This is a genomic window from Arthrobacter sp. U41, assembly GCF_001750145.1.
In the GTDB taxonomy this organism is placed as follows: domain Bacteria; phylum Actinomycetota; class Actinomycetes; order Actinomycetales; family Micrococcaceae; genus Arthrobacter.
Genome location: NZ_CP015732.1, coordinates 3907161 through 3921615 on the forward strand (window position 1 = coordinate 3907161; position 14455 = coordinate 3921615).

14 protein-coding genes and 1 tRNA gene are annotated in these 14455 nt (G+C 67.3%); 9 read left to right on the forward strand and 6 right to left on the reverse strand.

Features of this window, described 5'->3' with window-relative positions:
• Positions 1 to 79: 79 nt before the first annotated feature.
• From pepN to ASPU41_RS17795, 4 genes are all read left to right on the forward strand, one after another.
• On the forward strand, positions 80 to 2635 hold the full coding sequence (pepN, locus tag ASPU41_RS17780) for an aminopeptidase N (protein WP_069952037.1): 2556 nt from the start codon (positions 80 to 82) through the stop codon (positions 2633 to 2635).
• Between the two features lie 95 nt (positions 2636 to 2730).
• The gene (locus tag ASPU41_RS17785) at positions 2731 to 3216 is read left to right on the forward strand and encodes an OsmC family protein (RefSeq protein WP_069952038.1); all 486 of its coding nucleotides are present in this window, start codon (positions 2731 to 2733) and stop codon (positions 3214 to 3216) included.
• Between the two features lie 214 nt (positions 3217 to 3430).
• Complete coding sequence (locus ASPU41_RS17790; RefSeq protein WP_069952039.1) at positions 3431 to 4090, forward strand: mechanosensitive ion channel family protein; 660 nt, start codon at positions 3431 to 3433, stop codon at positions 4088 to 4090.
• A 4-nt stretch (positions 4091 to 4094) separates the two neighbouring features.
• Positions 4095 to 4553 carry a globin gene (locus tag ASPU41_RS17795; protein ID WP_069952040.1) on the forward strand — a complete coding sequence of 153 codons (459 nt, stop codon included), beginning with the start codon at positions 4095 to 4097 and terminating at the stop codon, positions 4551 to 4553.
• Positions 4554 to 4584: 31 nt separating this feature from the next.
• On the opposite strand, the gene ASPU41_RS17800 is transcribed toward ASPU41_RS17795, so the two are convergent.
• A complete protein-coding gene (locus tag ASPU41_RS17800; protein WP_069952041.1) occupies positions 4585 to 5292 on the reverse strand; it encodes a Pr6Pr family membrane protein in 708 nt (235 codons plus the stop codon).
• Positions 5293 to 5364: 72 nt separating this feature from the next.
• A complete protein-coding gene (locus ASPU41_RS17805; RefSeq protein ID WP_069952042.1) occupies positions 5365 to 6024 on the reverse strand; it encodes a hypothetical protein in 660 nt (219 codons plus the stop codon).
• 63 nt (positions 6025 to 6087) lie between these two features.
• Between ASPU41_RS17805 and ASPU41_RS17810 the strand changes: the two genes are divergently transcribed.
• Positions 6088 to 7068, forward strand: a complete 981-nt coding sequence (locus tag ASPU41_RS17810) for an acyl-CoA thioesterase (protein ID WP_069952043.1) — start codon at positions 6088 to 6090, stop codon at positions 7066 to 7068.
• Positions 7069 to 7149: 81 nt separating this feature from the next.
• On the opposite strand, the gene ettA is transcribed toward ASPU41_RS17810, so the two are convergent.
• Complete coding sequence (ettA, locus tag ASPU41_RS17815; RefSeq protein ID WP_069952044.1) at positions 7150 to 8832, reverse strand: energy-dependent translational throttle protein EttA; 1683 nt, start codon at positions 8830 to 8832, stop codon at positions 7150 to 7152.
• Between the two features lie 133 nt (positions 8833 to 8965).
• A complete protein-coding gene (locus ASPU41_RS17820; RefSeq protein WP_069952045.1) occupies positions 8966 to 9541 on the reverse strand; it encodes a single-stranded DNA-binding protein in 576 nt (191 codons plus the stop codon).
• A 239-nt stretch (positions 9542 to 9780) separates the two neighbouring features.
• On the opposite strand from ASPU41_RS17820, the gene ASPU41_RS17825 reads away from it, so the two are divergent.
• The 3 genes from ASPU41_RS17825 (at position 9781) to ASPU41_RS17835 (ending at position 11364) form a co-directional block, all read left to right on the forward strand.
• A tRNA-Arg gene (locus ASPU41_RS17825) sits at positions 9781 to 9856 on the forward strand.
• A 270-nt stretch (positions 9857 to 10126) separates the two neighbouring features.
• Positions 10127 to 10648, forward strand: a complete 522-nt coding sequence (locus ASPU41_RS17830) for a LapA family protein (protein WP_069952792.1) — start codon at positions 10127 to 10129, stop codon at positions 10646 to 10648.
• 26 nt (positions 10649 to 10674) lie between these two features.
• Positions 10675 to 11364 (forward strand): GNAT family N-acetyltransferase, encoded by a 690-nt coding sequence (locus ASPU41_RS17835; RefSeq protein ID WP_083266602.1) that lies wholly within the window; start codon positions 10675 to 10677, stop codon positions 11362 to 11364.
• Here ASPU41_RS17835 and map read toward each other — a convergent pair.
• Positions 11345 to 12112: a type I methionyl aminopeptidase gene (gene map, locus ASPU41_RS17840; protein ID WP_069952046.1), complete on the reverse strand. Its 768-nt coding sequence runs from the start codon at positions 12110 to 12112 to the stop codon at positions 11345 to 11347. The genes ASPU41_RS17835 and map overlap by 20 nt on opposite strands.
• Before the next feature lie 43 nt (positions 12113 to 12155).
• Between map and ASPU41_RS17845 the strand changes: the two genes are divergently transcribed.
• On the forward strand, positions 12156 to 12836 hold the full coding sequence (locus tag ASPU41_RS17845) for a DNA alkylation repair protein (protein WP_069952047.1): 681 nt from the start codon (positions 12156 to 12158) through the stop codon (positions 12834 to 12836).
• On the opposite strand, the gene mptB is transcribed toward ASPU41_RS17845, so the two are convergent.
• Positions 12829 to 14385 (reverse strand): polyprenol phosphomannose-dependent alpha 1,6 mannosyltransferase MptB, encoded by a 1557-nt coding sequence (gene mptB / locus ASPU41_RS17850; protein WP_197515702.1) that lies wholly within the window; start codon positions 14383 to 14385, stop codon positions 12829 to 12831. The genes ASPU41_RS17845 and mptB overlap by 8 nt on opposite strands.
• Between the last annotated feature and the right edge of the window lie 70 nt (positions 14386 to 14455).

The window sequence follows — 14455 nt, forward strand, 5'->3', positions numbered from 1 at the left end:
TGCCGCACAAGTGAAAGAATGATTTCACAGTACCGATTTGCCCGTCCCTAAGCATCCCGGAGGCCCAATTTTGCCTGGAATGAACCTGACGCGCGCCGAAGCACGCGAGCGTGCCAAACTGATCGCCGTCGACTCCTACGAGGTCGAACTGGACCTGAGCCGCGGGGAGAAAGTCTTCGGCACCACCACCGCCGTGAAGTTCTCGGCCCAGCCGGGCTCCTCGACGTTCATCGATGCCGTTACCGACTCCGTGCTGGGTGTGACCCTGAACGGGCGCGAGCTTGACCCGGCAGAGGTTTCCGACGGGGTCCGGATCCAGTTGCCGGAGCTGGCGGCCTACAACGAGTTGCTGGTTGTGGCCGAGGCCCCGTACATGAACACCGGCGAGGGGCTGCACCGCTTCGTGGACCCGGTGGACCAGGAGGTCTACCTCTACACCCAGTTCGAGGTTCCGGATTCCCGGCGGATGTTCGCCGTGTTCGAACAGCCCGACCTCAAGGCCAGCTTCACGTTCACGGTTATTGCCCCCTCGCACTGGGATGTTGTGTCCAACTCCCCCACTCCGGTGCCGGTCGAGACCATCCCCGGCACCGACGGCGGCGCCCGCTCCGTGTGGGAGTTCACCCCCACACCCCGGCTCTCCTCCTACGTCACGGCGCTGATCGCCGGGCCGTACCAGTGCGTCCGCAGCGAAGTGGTCGCCGCCGACGGGAAGGTCACCCCGCTGGGCGTCTTCGCCCGCAAATCCCTCATGCAGTATCTCGACGCGGACAACATCTTCGAGCTCACCCGCCAGGGCTTCGAGTTCTTCGAGGCGCAGTTCGGCTGCCCCTACCCGTTCGAGAAGTATGACCAGCTCTTCGTGCCGGAGTTCAACGCCGGTGCCATGGAGAATGCCGGGGCCGTGACCATCCTGGAAGGCTACGTCTTCCGCAGCAAAGTCACCGACGCCCAGGTGGAGCGCCGCGCCATCACCGTGCTCCACGAGCTGGCCCACATGTGGTTCGGGGACCTCGTGACGATGCGCTGGTGGAACGACCTCTGGCTCAACGAGTCCTTCGCGGAGTACATGTCCCACCTGGCCGCGGTGGAAAACACCAGGTTCGACCGCGCCTGGACGACGTTCGCCTCGGTGGAGAAGTCCTGGGCCTACCGCCAGGACCAGCTCCCCACAACGCACCCGATCTTCGCGGAGATCAACGACCTGGAGGACGTCGAGGTTAACTTCGACGGCATCACCTACGCCAAGGGCGCCTCAGTGCTGCGCCAGCTCGTGGCATGGGTGGGTCCGGAGGAGTTCATGGCCGGTGTCCGCGAGTACTTCCGCAAGCATGCCTGGCAGAACACCGAGCTCAGCGACCTGATGGCTGAACTTGAGAAAGCCAGCGGCCGTGACCTGGACGAGTGGGGAGGTCTCTGGCTGGAGACTGCCGGGGTCAACACACTCAAGCCGGAGCTGTCCGTGGGCGAGGACGGGACGATCTCCTCCTTCGCGATCCTGCAGTCCGCCACCGAGGCCCGGCCCACCATCCGTCCGCACCGGCTCGCCGTCGGCTTCTACAACCTCAACGGCGCCGGGAAGCTGGAGCGCGTGCACCGCGAGGAGCTCGACGTCGCGGGCGGGCGCACCGAGGTGCCGGCGCTGGCCGGGCTCGCCCGGCCGGACCTGATCCTGCTCAACGATGACGACCTCGCCTACGCCAAGGTCCGTCTCGACCCGAAGTCCCTCGCCACGGCCACGGCCCACCTCAAGGACTTCAGCCAGAGCCTTCCCCGCACCCTCGTGTGGGGCTCGGCCTGGGATGCCGCCCGCGACGGCGAAACCCCCGCCCGCGGCTATGTGGAGCTGGTTCTGGCCAACATCGCAGAGGAATCCGATTCCTCCGTGATCCAGGTCCAGCTGCGCCAGCTGGCCACCACACTGAATTTCTACGTGGCCGCCGAACACAAGGAAGCCACCGCGGTTGCCGCCGCCGACCGGCTCTGGGAGCTCGCCGCGGGCGTCCCGGCCGGTTCCGACGCGCAGCTGCAGTTCGTCAAGTCCTATGCGCTGCTGGCCCGCAGCGCCGGTCAGCTCGACACCGTGTCCGGCCTGCTGGAGGGCCGCCTCACGCTGGAGGGCCTCACCGTTGACCAGGACCTGCGCTGGGAACTCGTTGCTTCCCTCGTCGTCGGCGGGCGGGCCGGCCAGGAGAAAATCGACGCCGAGCTGGAGCACGACAACACCGCCACCGGGCAGAACGCGGCGGCCCTCGCCAAGGCCGCCATTCCGACGCCCGAGGCCAAGGCCGCGGCCTGGGAATCGATTGTGGTCAAGGGCGAGCTGTCCAATGCGCTCCAGGGCTCGGCCGTCAGCGGTTTCAGCCGGGTGCTGGACGGTTCCCTGCTGGAGCCCTACGCGGAAAAGTACTTCGACGCCGTACCGGGCATCGTCAAGAACCGCACGCACGCGCTGGCCCAGCAGATCGTCGTCGGACTCTACCCGGCGCAGCTGACCACGCAGGCGACCGTGGACCGCACCGATGAGTTCCTTGCCTCGCTGCCGGAGGACAGCGCGGCGCTGCGCCGGATGATGCTGGAGAACCGCGACGGCGTGGCGCGCGCACTGCGCGCCCGCCAGGCCGACGTAGGCTAGCTTCTCCCATGCAGCTTGCAGCAGGGGCCGTTTCGGACGCCGTGAACGGCCCCTGCTGCCAGTCAGTTGGTCGGGGGGTGACCTAGGCTGGAGCCATGAGCCTCGATGAGCACCGCTATGCGCTGACAGTGCGTTGGACCGGGAACCTTGGCGAAGGGACGGTGTCGTACCGGGGGTATTCACGGGACCACGACATCGGGATCCCCGGGCTTCCCGTCCTGCCGGGCTCCGCGGATCCGACCTTCCACGGCGACCGGAACCGCTACAACCCGGAACAGCTGCTGCTGGCTGCCCTGTCCCAGTGCCACATGCTCTCCTTCCTGCACGTCGCGGTGAAGCACGGCGTGGTGGTGACGGCGTATGAGGACCGGGCCGAGGGGCTGATGCGGACCAACCGGGACGGCAGCGGACAGTTTGAATCGGTCACGCTCAAGCCCCGGGTCACCCTGGCGGCGCCGGTGGCGGCGGAACTGATGGAAGAATTGCACGCCGGAGCGAACAGGGTCTGCTTTATCGCCCGGAGCGTCAATTTCCCGGTACTGCACGAGCCGAGCGCCATGGTTGAGGGCCGGGAGGACTGAACGGCCCAGCCGGTCCCGGCGGCACCTGGCGGGCTGATTCTGCTGACGGGAATACCGTGCCGCCCGGGACCTGAATGCGTGTGGGGCTGCGCTGCGGCGCTAATGTTGAAGTAGACCAGAGTGTTATGCGCCCGGCGAAAGCCGGGCGCCTATCCGGAGGCCCGACACTGCCGGCCGGCCGCCGGGACGCAGCAACAAGGAGTACCCCCCGCCGATGATCAGCCTGACCACTATTGAACCGATTGCCGCCCCGGACATCTCGGCCATCAACCTGCCGGGTGTTCTCATCAGCCTGGGAGTCGGCGTTGCCGTGTGGCTGGTGGCGTCGTTCGTGATCGCCGGAATCACCAAACGCGTTGCCGCGGGCAGCACGTTTTTCAAGAAGCCGCACTTCCGCTGGGTGGCCCCGGCCCTGCGCGCCCTGGACCACGAGCGCCGGGTCCAGCGGGCCAACACCATCGGCTCCCTGCTCAACAGTGTGGTCAGCGTGACCGTGGCCGTCCTCACCACCATGTACGTGCTCAACAACCTGAACGTGAACATTGCGCCGATCCTGACCAGCGTTGGAATCCTCGGTATCGCCATCGGCTTCGGCGCCCAGCAGCTCATCCGCGACTTCCTGGCCGGCATCTTCATCACCATGGAGGACCAGTACGGCATCGGCGACATCATCGAGACCTCCGAAGTGGTGGGCACGGTGGAGTCCATGAACCTGCGGATCACCCGGGTCCGGGCGGAGGACGGCGCCATCTGGTACCTGCGCAACGGCGAAATCCTGCGGGTGGGCAACCGCTCCCAGGGCACCTATGTGCCGCCGGAAACACCGGCGGTGGAAGAAGCCGACAACGCACCCCAGCAGAAGGCCGGAGAATAGAGCCATGACAATCCCCAGTGCCGGCGCACCCCGCCAGCCCAAGCAGCTGCTGCAGAACGATCCGTTCAGCCAGCCCGGCTACACGGACAGCTTCTACGACGCCGTGGGGGGCCACGAGACCTTCGTGAAGCTCATCGACGTGTTCTACGACGGCGTCGCGACCGACCCGCTGCTGCGTCCCATGTACCCCGAGGAGGATCTTGGCCCCGCAAAGCGTCGCTTCCTGATGTTCCTCGAGCAGTATTGGGGCGGCCCGACGACGTACGGTGAGGAGCGCGGGCACCCCCGGCTGAGGATGCGGCACCAGCCGTTCCGGGTGACGCCCGAGGCCAAGGACCGCTGGCTGCACCACATGCGCACCGCGGTGGATTCCCTGGAGCTCCCGCCCCTGCACGAGGGGACGCTCTGGGACTACATGGAGCGGGCAGCCCTCTCCATGGTGAACAGCCCGTCCGAAGCCTGAGGGGCCCGCGCGGTTCTGTGCAGACCCGGGATCAGCGCCGCGTGTGCCGCACTGCCAGCGCGGAGCGCGCATTGCCGGCGCCATGCAGGAGGGTCGCGATGACGAGGAATGTGACGAGCACCTGCGCCGTCGTCGTCAGCGCTGCCGGCCAGCCGCCGTCGAGCGTCGGATCAAGGAAGTCGTAGACGTACCAGCCGTCGATGGCTCCGCGCACCCACGAAAACACGAGGAAGGCGGCCGGGTAGCTGAGCCACACGAGCGGCCGACCCCATTTGCCGCGGACGGTCCTCGTGACCAGGAGCCAGTCCAGGGCTGCGAACAGCGGAGCCACGCGGTGGTGTGCGAGCTGGGGCCAGTACAGGTCAAGGCTCCACCACGGCTCCTCCGGCGGGGCCACCAGGACCACGTAGATGATGCCGGTCATCACCAGGTAGAACGCGAGCGCACCGAACAGGTGGTCCCACCACTCCGGCAGCCGGGTCCGCGGCAGGGCGGCGGATATTATGAGCACGATCCCGAGGGCGAGGTTCGACTGGACCGTGAATTCCGAGTAGAGCTGGGCGACGTCCACGTCATTGCCGGGGAGCGTCGCATCGAAGGTCTTCCGGGCCAGGGCGACGAGCACGAACACGCCGACCGCGAAGCGGAGCGCGCGGATCCAAATGCGGTCCGGATGCAGTGCATCGTTGAGGCCAAGGTGCCGCTCGACCGGGGGATCCAGCACAGACATGCCGCTCATGCGCTCAGTATGCCAGCCCCGTCAAGCCCGGCGAGGGCGCCAGGCGATCATCACGGCTGCTGACGAGCGCCCTTACAGCCCCGAACCGGTGCGGGCCAGGACGTGCCCGCGGGCTCCGCTGAGCCGGAACCAGCGCCCGGCCCGGTAGAGCTGCTGTTCACCGTCGGCCAGGAAGCCGAGGGCGAGGGCTGCGAACGCTGCGCCCAGCGGAAGCCCGCCGGCACCCGGCAGTTCCCTGCCCCAAACTGTGGCGCGGGCGTTGTTGACGATCAAGGCTCCGGGTTTGTCCGGGATGATGGCGGCGATCTCGGTGATCCCGGCCTCGGCGGACCGGCGCAGCCCGGCGTCCGGCAGCGTCACCACGGCCTCCCACCCGGTACGGGGCGCTCCGACGCCGGCCCACGATTCGGTGACGGTCACCGGCGGCAGCGGCAGCTCGACGTCGTTCTCCCCGGCCCGCGCCAGGCGGTCCAGCACCGCCGAGATGGGAACGGTGACGTCAGTGTCGGCCGGTTGCGCCAGGGCCATCGTGCGCAGCCCGAGGATCGTCGGGGTCGACTCCCCCAGCAGCCGCGGGCGCAGCACACACACGTAGGCGGCGAGCACCGTCCCGGACGCCTGGAGCCGGATGGCGCCGTCGTCGATCGATCTGGCACGGGTCGCGAAGGTGCGCAGATCGGCGAGGTCTCGTGGATCGGTGAACTGCAGGGGCTGGGTAAGGACATCAGACACATTATCGACTCTACCGGCTGTGCCTCTTTGGGACGGTGCCGGAGGGACGTCTAGAGTCGAACCATGACTGAAGCCGAAGCCGGATTGCAGGCCCCGCCGACACAGGACCCCACCTCCTCCCTCCTCCAACTGCTGAACCTTGGTGAGCTGGAGGGCGCCCGGACGGACGAGGACATCTTTATGGGCCCCTCCCAGCAGCAGCCCCGGCACCGCGTGTTTGGCGGCCAAGTGCTCGCGCAGTCGCTGATCGCCGGGAGCCGGACGGTTCCCGAGGGGCGCGGCGTGCACTCCATGCACGGATACTTCCTGCGCCCGGGGGATGCCAACAAGCCGATCACCTTCGGCGTCCAGCGGCTCCGGGACGGCCGCTCGTTTTCGGCGCGGCGCGTCCACGCGTACCAGGAGGGCATGCCCATCCTGTCCATGATCGCGTCGTTCCAGGACGAGGACGAAGGAATCGAACACCAGACCGAGATGCCGGCCGGCATCCCCGCGCCGGAGTCGCTGCCCAGCACGGCTGACCTGCTGGGCAAGTTTGACCACCCGGTGGCACGCCACTGGGCCTACGAGCGGCCCTTCGATATCCGGCACGTCGACCCGGCACTGTACGTCTCGGCGAAGGGCCACAAGGAACCGCGCAACGCCGTCTGGATGAAGACCTTCGGCCCCATGCCGGACGATCCGGACCTGCACCGTGCCGCCCTGGCCTACGCCAGCGACTACACCCTGCTGGAATCCATCCTCCGCAAGCACGGCATGAGCTGGATCACCCCGGGCATGTCGGTGGCCAGCCTGGACCACGCCATGTGGTGGCACCGGCCGGTCCGGGTCGACGAGTGGCTGCTCTATGTCCAGGAGTCCCCCAGCGCCCAGGGCGCCCGCGGCCTGGCTACCGGCAAGATCTTCAGCCGCGACGGCAGCCATGTGGCCACGGTGGCGCAGGAGGGCATGATCCGGGTTCCGACGGACTTCAAGAACAAGGTCCGGGGCGCCGTCCAGTCCAAGGTCCTGCAGCACCAGATGCGCAAGGCTGAACGCGGCTGAAATTCCGCACGAAAAAGGCCGGCTCCCTGGGGAGCCGGCCTTTTCTCTTCCGCTCTGTGCCGCGCGGGCTTAGCTCGTGGCCTAGTCGCGGGTGAGGCGGCGGTGGGTTACGCGGTGCGGCTTGGCTGCATCCGGGCCGAGGCGCTCGATCTTGTTCTCCTCGTAGGATTCGAAGTTGCCTTCGAACCAGTACCACTTGGAGGGGTTCTCCTCGTCGCCTTCGTAGGCCAGGATGTGGGTGGCGACCCGGTCCAGGAACCAGCGGTCGTGCGAGACCACCACGGCGCAGCCGGGGAATTCGAGCAGGGCGTTTTCGAGGCTGCTCAGCGTTTCGACGTCAAGGTCGTTGGTCGGCTCATCGAGCAGCAGCAGGTTTCCGCCCTGCTTCAGGGTCAGAGCAAGGTTCAGGCGGTTGCGCTCGCCACCGGAGAGCACCCCGGCCTTCTTCTGCTGGTCCGGGCCCTTGAAGCCGAAGGCGGCGACGTAGGCACGGGACGGCATTTCGACCTGTCCGACCTGGATGAAGTCGAGCCCGTCGGAGACAACCTCCCACAGGGTCTTGTTCGGGTCGATGCCGCCGCGGCTCTGGTCCGCGTAGGAGATCTTGACGGAGTCACCGATCTTCAGCTCGCCGCCGTCGAGCGGTTCGAGACCGACGATGGTCTTGAACAGGGTGGTCTTACCGACGCCGTTGGGGCCGATGACACCGACAATGCCGTTGCGCGGCAGGGTGAAGGAGAGTCCGTCGATCAGCGTGCGGTCCTCGAAGCCCTTCTGCAGGTTCTTCGCCTCCAGGACGAGGCCGCCCAGGCGCGGTCCCGGCGGAATCTGGATCTCTTCGAAGTCCAGCTTGCGGGTGCGGTCTGCCTCGGCAGCCATTTCCTCGTAGCGGGCAAGACGGGCCTTGGACTTGGTCTGACGTCCCTTGGCGTTGGAACGGACCCACTCCAGTTCCTCGGTAAGCCGCTTGGCCTGCTTGGCGTCCTTCTTGCCCTGGACTTCCAGACGGGCGCGCTTCTTCTCGAGGTAGGTGGAGTAGTTGCCCTCGTAGGGGTACAGGTGGCCGCGGTCGACTTCGGCGATCCACTGGGCCACGTGGTCAAGGAAGTACCGGTCGTGGGTGACGGCGAGTACGGCGCCGGGGTAGGCGGAGAGGTGCTGTTCAAGCCAGAGCACGCTCTCGGCGTCGAGGTGGTTGGTGGGCTCGTCGAGGAGCAGCAGGTCCGGCTTCTGGAGCAGGAGCTTGCAGAGGGCGACGCGGCGACGCTCGCCACCGGAGAGCAGGGTAACGTCGGCTTCGGCCGGCGGGCAGCGGAGGGCGTCCATGGCCTGCTCGAGCTGGGAATCGAGATCCCAGGCGTCGGCGTCGTCGATCGCTTCCTGCAGCTGACCCATTTCCTCCAGGAGGGCATCGTAGTCAGCGTCGGGGTTGGCCATTTCTTCGGAGATCTCGTTGAAGCGCTGGATCTTGCCGTAGATCTCGCCGACACCTTCCTGGACGTTGCCCAGGACGGTCTTTTCCTCGTTCAGCGGCGGTTCCTGCAGCAGGATACCGACCGTGTAGCCGGGGCTGAGCCGGGCCTCACCGTTTGACGGCGTGTCCAGTCCGGCCATGATCTTGAGAATGGTGGACTTACCCGCACCATTCGGGCCGACAACGCCAATCTTGGCCCCCGGGAAGAAGGACATGCTTACGTCGTCGAGGATGAGTTTTTCGCCAACAGCCTTGCGGGCCTTGGTCATTGTGTAGATAAATTCCGCCATGCCTACAAATCTAGTGGTTCGGCCCGGATAACTCACATTCAGACTGTTCCCCGGCGACACCGGACTGCGGCCCCGGACCCGGCCCCACGTGGCGTGACGCCCGGCCCGGGCGTTTACAGAACCACGTTGCCCTTCAGGCGGCCGCCCCTTTCAGCTCGCCGGTCTGTTCGTCGAGTTCCTCGACCTCGCCGTTGACGTCGTCGATGAAGACCATGTGGGTTGCCGACTCGTCGCCGTCGTTGTCGTCGTCGTGCCCCTCAGGGGGCTGGTCGTCCTCCAGGTTCCCTTCATAGCTGCCCTCCGGGGAGGCCGCTGCCGCACCGGAGGGACTGGCGGCGGCCTGGGGCCCGTTGCCAGCCGTCCGGATGAAGTTGGCGGAACCCCACATAAGGTCGTGACCGACGGACTCGGCGTCGATTTCAACCGCGTGGTAAAACCGGCCGTCCCTTTCCCAGCTTCTTATTTTGAGCCGTCCCACGACGATGACCTTCTGGCCCTTCTTGACACTGCAGCCGATGTTTCCGGCCAATTGCCGGTAGCCCTGGACCCTGAACCAGTTGATGTTCCCGTCGGACCAGGTGTTCGCGGCGCGGTCGTAGCGCCGTTCGGTGGAACCCAGCCGGAACGACGCCGTCGCCACTCCGCCCGGCGTCGTCGAAGTCGTGATCTCCGAGGCGACGAAGCCACGGACCGTGATGTTGTCACTCATGCTCATGTCCTGTCTCGAAATGTTGTGCCCTAGCAGGCTCTTTCAGCTTCGCGCCGGGGACGACCCATCGCGAGGGGCACGACCCGCCATGTGGATAACCCCGGGCCGAACAGCGCCGGGGAGGCCGGGCCGGTGTCCGGGCAGGCTGGACTCAGCGCGCCCGGGTGTCCCTGACCTCGGACACCCGCGGGACACGGTAAACTTTTTGAGGCGTCCCCCGGCAGCAGCCGGGCCGGCACGCCCCAGTAGCTCAGGGGATAGAGCAGCGGCCTTCTAATCCGCCGGTCGGGGGTTCGATTCCCTCCTGGGGCACCAGCGCGGGGCTGGCCTGCGGAACTTACCGCGGGCCAGCGCCGACCGCATTGTCGACAACGCTCACGGCCGCCCCTCCTGCTCGAGGCATCCCCTGCGGCGCCCTACCGTCGTCCGTCCCGTGCCAACGGCCCGCGCTTTCGCCGGGGCCTGCACCGCGCCCGCGGCCCGAATACTCCCAGCCAGCCATCAGCCCACTTATTATTGAGTGGACAGGCAGGACATTCCAGGGAAAGCCTGCGCGCCCTGCCGCAACCGAAAGGTATGGCCGCCATGACCCAGACACCCCGCGGATTCGATCCCTCCGATCCCAACGGCCCCAGCGAGGCTTCCCCCACCCAGTACCCCGGGGCGGCTGAGGCCCCGGCCGGGTCCGGGGCAGCGGGCTCCAGCACCGGGGCTCCGTCGGGCAGCACCGATCTTGTGCCCGGAGCTGCGGCTTCCCCAGCAGCGCCGGCTGGGGAACCTCCCCGTGCGGTGCAGCCAGAAAGGCCGGCCCCCGCCCCGGAAACCCGCCAGGTTACCCGCGCTGGCATGGTCTGGGCCGCAGTCGCCAGCGCGCTGGTGGTGCTGATCCTGCTCATCGCCTTCATCCTGCAGAACCAGGACTATGTGCTGGTGAAGTTCTTTGGCCTGGAGGGGTCGGTCCCGCTCGGCATTGCGCTGTTCATCGCGGCAGTCGGCGGCGGTGTGCTGGTGGCCATCGCCGGGGCCGCCCGCATCATTCAGCTGCGGCTGGCCGCCCACCGCCAGCGTGTCAGCCGCCAGGCCGGCAAGGGTGCCCGCACGCGCTGACGCCGGGCGGGCGCTAACCTCGTTCCATGGGTGAAGCAGGACCGCGCGGGCAGGCAGCGGTCACCACCGCTGCGGCGGACTGGCCCGACGTCGAGCGTCTCTTTGGCATCCGCGGCGAGCCGTCGCGCTGCTGGTGCCGGTTCTTCGCCCTGACCGGAGCGCAGTGGTCCGCGTCGACTCCGGAGCAGCGGAAAGCCCAGTTGCGTGACAAGTTCGACGGCGGCGGCCCTGCTCCGGGGGTGCTGGCCTTCCGCGGCGGCAATCCTGTGGGCTGGTGCGCCGTCGAGCCGAGCCGCTGCTATCCCAGGATCCTGCGCTCCAAGGTTTTGACCGCGGCCGGCCCCGAGGTGGCTGCGGATCCCGGCAGGGACCAGGTGTGGTCCGTGAGTTGTTTTGTTGTCTCCCCCGGCCAGCGCCGCACCGGCGTGGCAAGGGCGCTGCTCGCAGCCGCCGTCGGGCACGCGTTCGTCCACGGCGCAGACACGGTGGAGGGCTATCCGGTCGATGCCGCGCAACGGCCCAAAGCCGGCCCGGCCGATCTCTATCACGGCACCCTGGGTCTTTTTCTGGCGGCCGGCTTCCAGGTGGTCAGCGACGCGGTGCCAAGGCGGGCCGTCGTGCGCCTGACGGCGCTCCGGGCCGGCGCCGCTGCGCCGGCCGTCCAGCGCAGCCCGGGCCCGGAACCGTCCACGGGCCCTAAGGCAGGGTCAGGATGACCGGTCCGTCCGCGGTGATGGCCACGGTGTGCTCGCTGTGGGCCGCGCGGCGGCCGCTGGCCGAACGGAGGGTCCATTCGTCGTCGTCGTGGAAGTAGTCGTCCTTGCCGCCCAGGATCAGCATCGGCTCGATGGCAATAACCAGGCCCTCGGTCAGCTTGATGCCGCGGCCGGGCCGGCCGTCATTGGGAACGTGCGGTTCGGCGTGCATTGTCGTGCCGATCCCGTGGCCGCCGTGGTCGGCCAGCAACCCGTAACCGGCGCGGCGCGCCGCCCCGCCGATCGCGTAGCCGAGGTCCCCCATCTTGTTCCCGATCCGGGCGGTCTCGATGCCGCGGGCCAGGGCCGCGTTGGTGGCCTCGATCAGGGCCTGGTCCACCGGGTCGGCCGTGCCAACGATGAAACTGATTGCCGCGTCACCGCACCACCCGTCGAGGAACGCGCCGCAGTCCACGCTGAGCAGGTCCCCGTCCTGGAGCCGGTAATCGTTGGGGATGCCGTGCACCACCGCATCGTTGACGGACGTGCAGATCACCCCGGGAAACGGCACCGAGGCCCACCGGGGTTTGTAGTTCAGGAACGCCGGCGTCGCCCCGGCGTCGGCGATCGTCTCAGCCGCCAGGGCGTCCAGTTCCTTCAGGGACACGCCGACGGCGGCGGCGTTCCGGACGCGTTCCAGCGTGTTGGCCACCACCCGGCCGGCTTCGCGCATCAGGGCAATCTCGGCTGGGCTTTTGATCATCGACATGCCTCAACTCTAAAGCCGGCCGGAGCGTGGCTAAGGTTGCCTCATGGCCAGCCCTGAACTGATTTCCGCGATCCGGTCACAGCTGAGGGGTGCTGCCGATCCGGTCCGGGCGGCAGGGGCACAGGCCTATCTGAAGTCCGAGATGCCCTCGCTGGGCGTCCGGGTTCCGGAGGTCCGCCGGATAGTCAAGGCCGCCGCCAAGGAACTGCCTCCCGGTTCCCTCAAGGACTTGCAGTCCGCCGTGCTGGAGTTGTGGCGGGGCGCACGCTGGCGGGAGGAACGGTACGCGGCCATCGACCTCACGGGGTTGAAGCTGGCGGCCGGCGAGTTGAGCATGCTGCCGCTCTACGAGGAGATCATCCGCAGCGGCGCCTGGTGGGATCTCGTGGACGGGGTCTCGCACCGGATCTGCGGGCTGCTTCAGGCGCATAGGGAGGACATGTCCCCTGTACTCCTCCGCTGGAGCACGGACGCGGACCTCTGGATCCGGAGGGCCGCCATCACGGCCCAGCTCGGCGCCAAATCAGCTACGGATCCGGCTCTTCTGGCAGCGGTCATCGAACCGAACCTGGCCGACCCGGAGTTCTTCATCAGGAAGGCGATTGGCTGGGCCCTGCGTGACTTTTCCGCCACGGATCCGGACTGGGTCCGGGACTTTGCGGCGCGGCACGGCGCGGCGCTTAGCCCGCTCTCCCGCAGGGAGGCCCTGCGGAACCTCAGATGACCGGGCGGGTGGTGACCGGTTCCTCGGACTTGCTGAAGAGCAGCTTGGTTTTGGGGTCCAGGAAAATCAGGTACAGGGCGAAGAGTAGGGCAATGATCGCGGCGGCGTTCCGGGCGAGGGCGAGTGCCAGGCCGAGATCTGCGGTCTGCAGGTAGGGGAAAACTTCCAGCTGGTCCGAGATCGCGTAGACCATAAAGAACGACACGATGAAGTACAGCGCCTTGACCTGCCAGTCATCACGGATGCCGGTGACGGCGAAGAGCGGGATGAGCCAGACGACGTACCAGGACTGGATCATCGGGGCGAGGACGACGACGGCGGCGAACGCCAGCGTGAGACGGCGGATCAGGCGGTCATAGTCGCCGCGGAAGATCTGCCAGGCGATGATGCCGAGCGCCAGCAGCTTCCCGGCGTCATAGACCCACTTGGCCAGCCCCCAGCCGTCGAGCCCGAAAGCGTTGAAGATGGAAGCGACCACCAGGCCCAGCAGCCCGACCGGGGCGTACCAGATCCAGATGCTGCCGGGGGCGGAGAGGCCGTTGATCCAGCCGAAGCCGAAGCCGTTGACCATGCTCATCGCGTACAGCAGAGCCAGGCTGATGCCGGCGGTGAGTCCCCAGAAGACGAATTTCCGCGGCCAGCTGGCGTTCTTTCCTGCCCAGAGCAGGCCGATGAACGGCAGGAACACGATCGTAATGGGCTTGACCGAGATAGACAGGGTCACGAGGACCAGGCCGAGGATAACCCGCCGGGTGGCGCAGTAGTAGAGCCCGGCCAGGGCCAGGCCGATCATGAGCGCGTCGTTGTGGACGCTGGCGATGAAGTTGGTGAGGAAGAGGGGGTTGGCGGCGGTAAGCCACAGGGCGCGGTGCGGGTTGACGCCGTGCAGTTCGGCGAGCTTCGGCACATAGATGATGCACAGCACGATCCCGACCGCCGCGGCGAGGCGGAACAGCATGATGCTGCCTTCCGGGTGCACATTGGTGGACCAGACAACGAACTGTTCGATCCATAGGAACAGCTGGCCGTAAGGTACCGGCGCCTCGGTCCACATCTTGTCGGCCCCGAGCTGGAAGTAGTTCGACAGTGCGGAGATGCCGTTTTCGTAGGGGTTGAAGCCCTCGACCATCAGCCGGCCCTGCCCGATGTAGGCGTAGACGTCGCGGCTGAACAGCGGGACGGAAAACATCAGGGGCAGTCCCCACAGGACAACCGCCTGCAGCGTCGCATTGCGGGCCTCCGCTCCCCAGACCCGCACGCGCTGGCCGAGCCTGAGCCAGGACCGGACCAGCAGCATCCCGCCGATGGCCAGCAGCACAATGCACAGGCCAACGCCGACGGCCTCGGTGCGCATCCAGATGAACAGCGGAACGCGGCGGAGTTCGGACGCCGGGGCGAGCCAGCCCACGCCAAGGGAACCGATCGCCATAAACAGAGAGCCGATAAATCCCGCCAGCAGCGGTGAACGGGCGTTGTCCACGTCAGCAATGGCTGCCACCGGGGACGTGCCGGCAGCCGCTTTCCCCGCCGCAGGCACAGGCACCGTCATCTCAGGATCGTCCAATCTGTTGTGGGGCTCTTCTCCGCCCTCAGCCGGCCGTGAAAACCGGCCCGGGGCG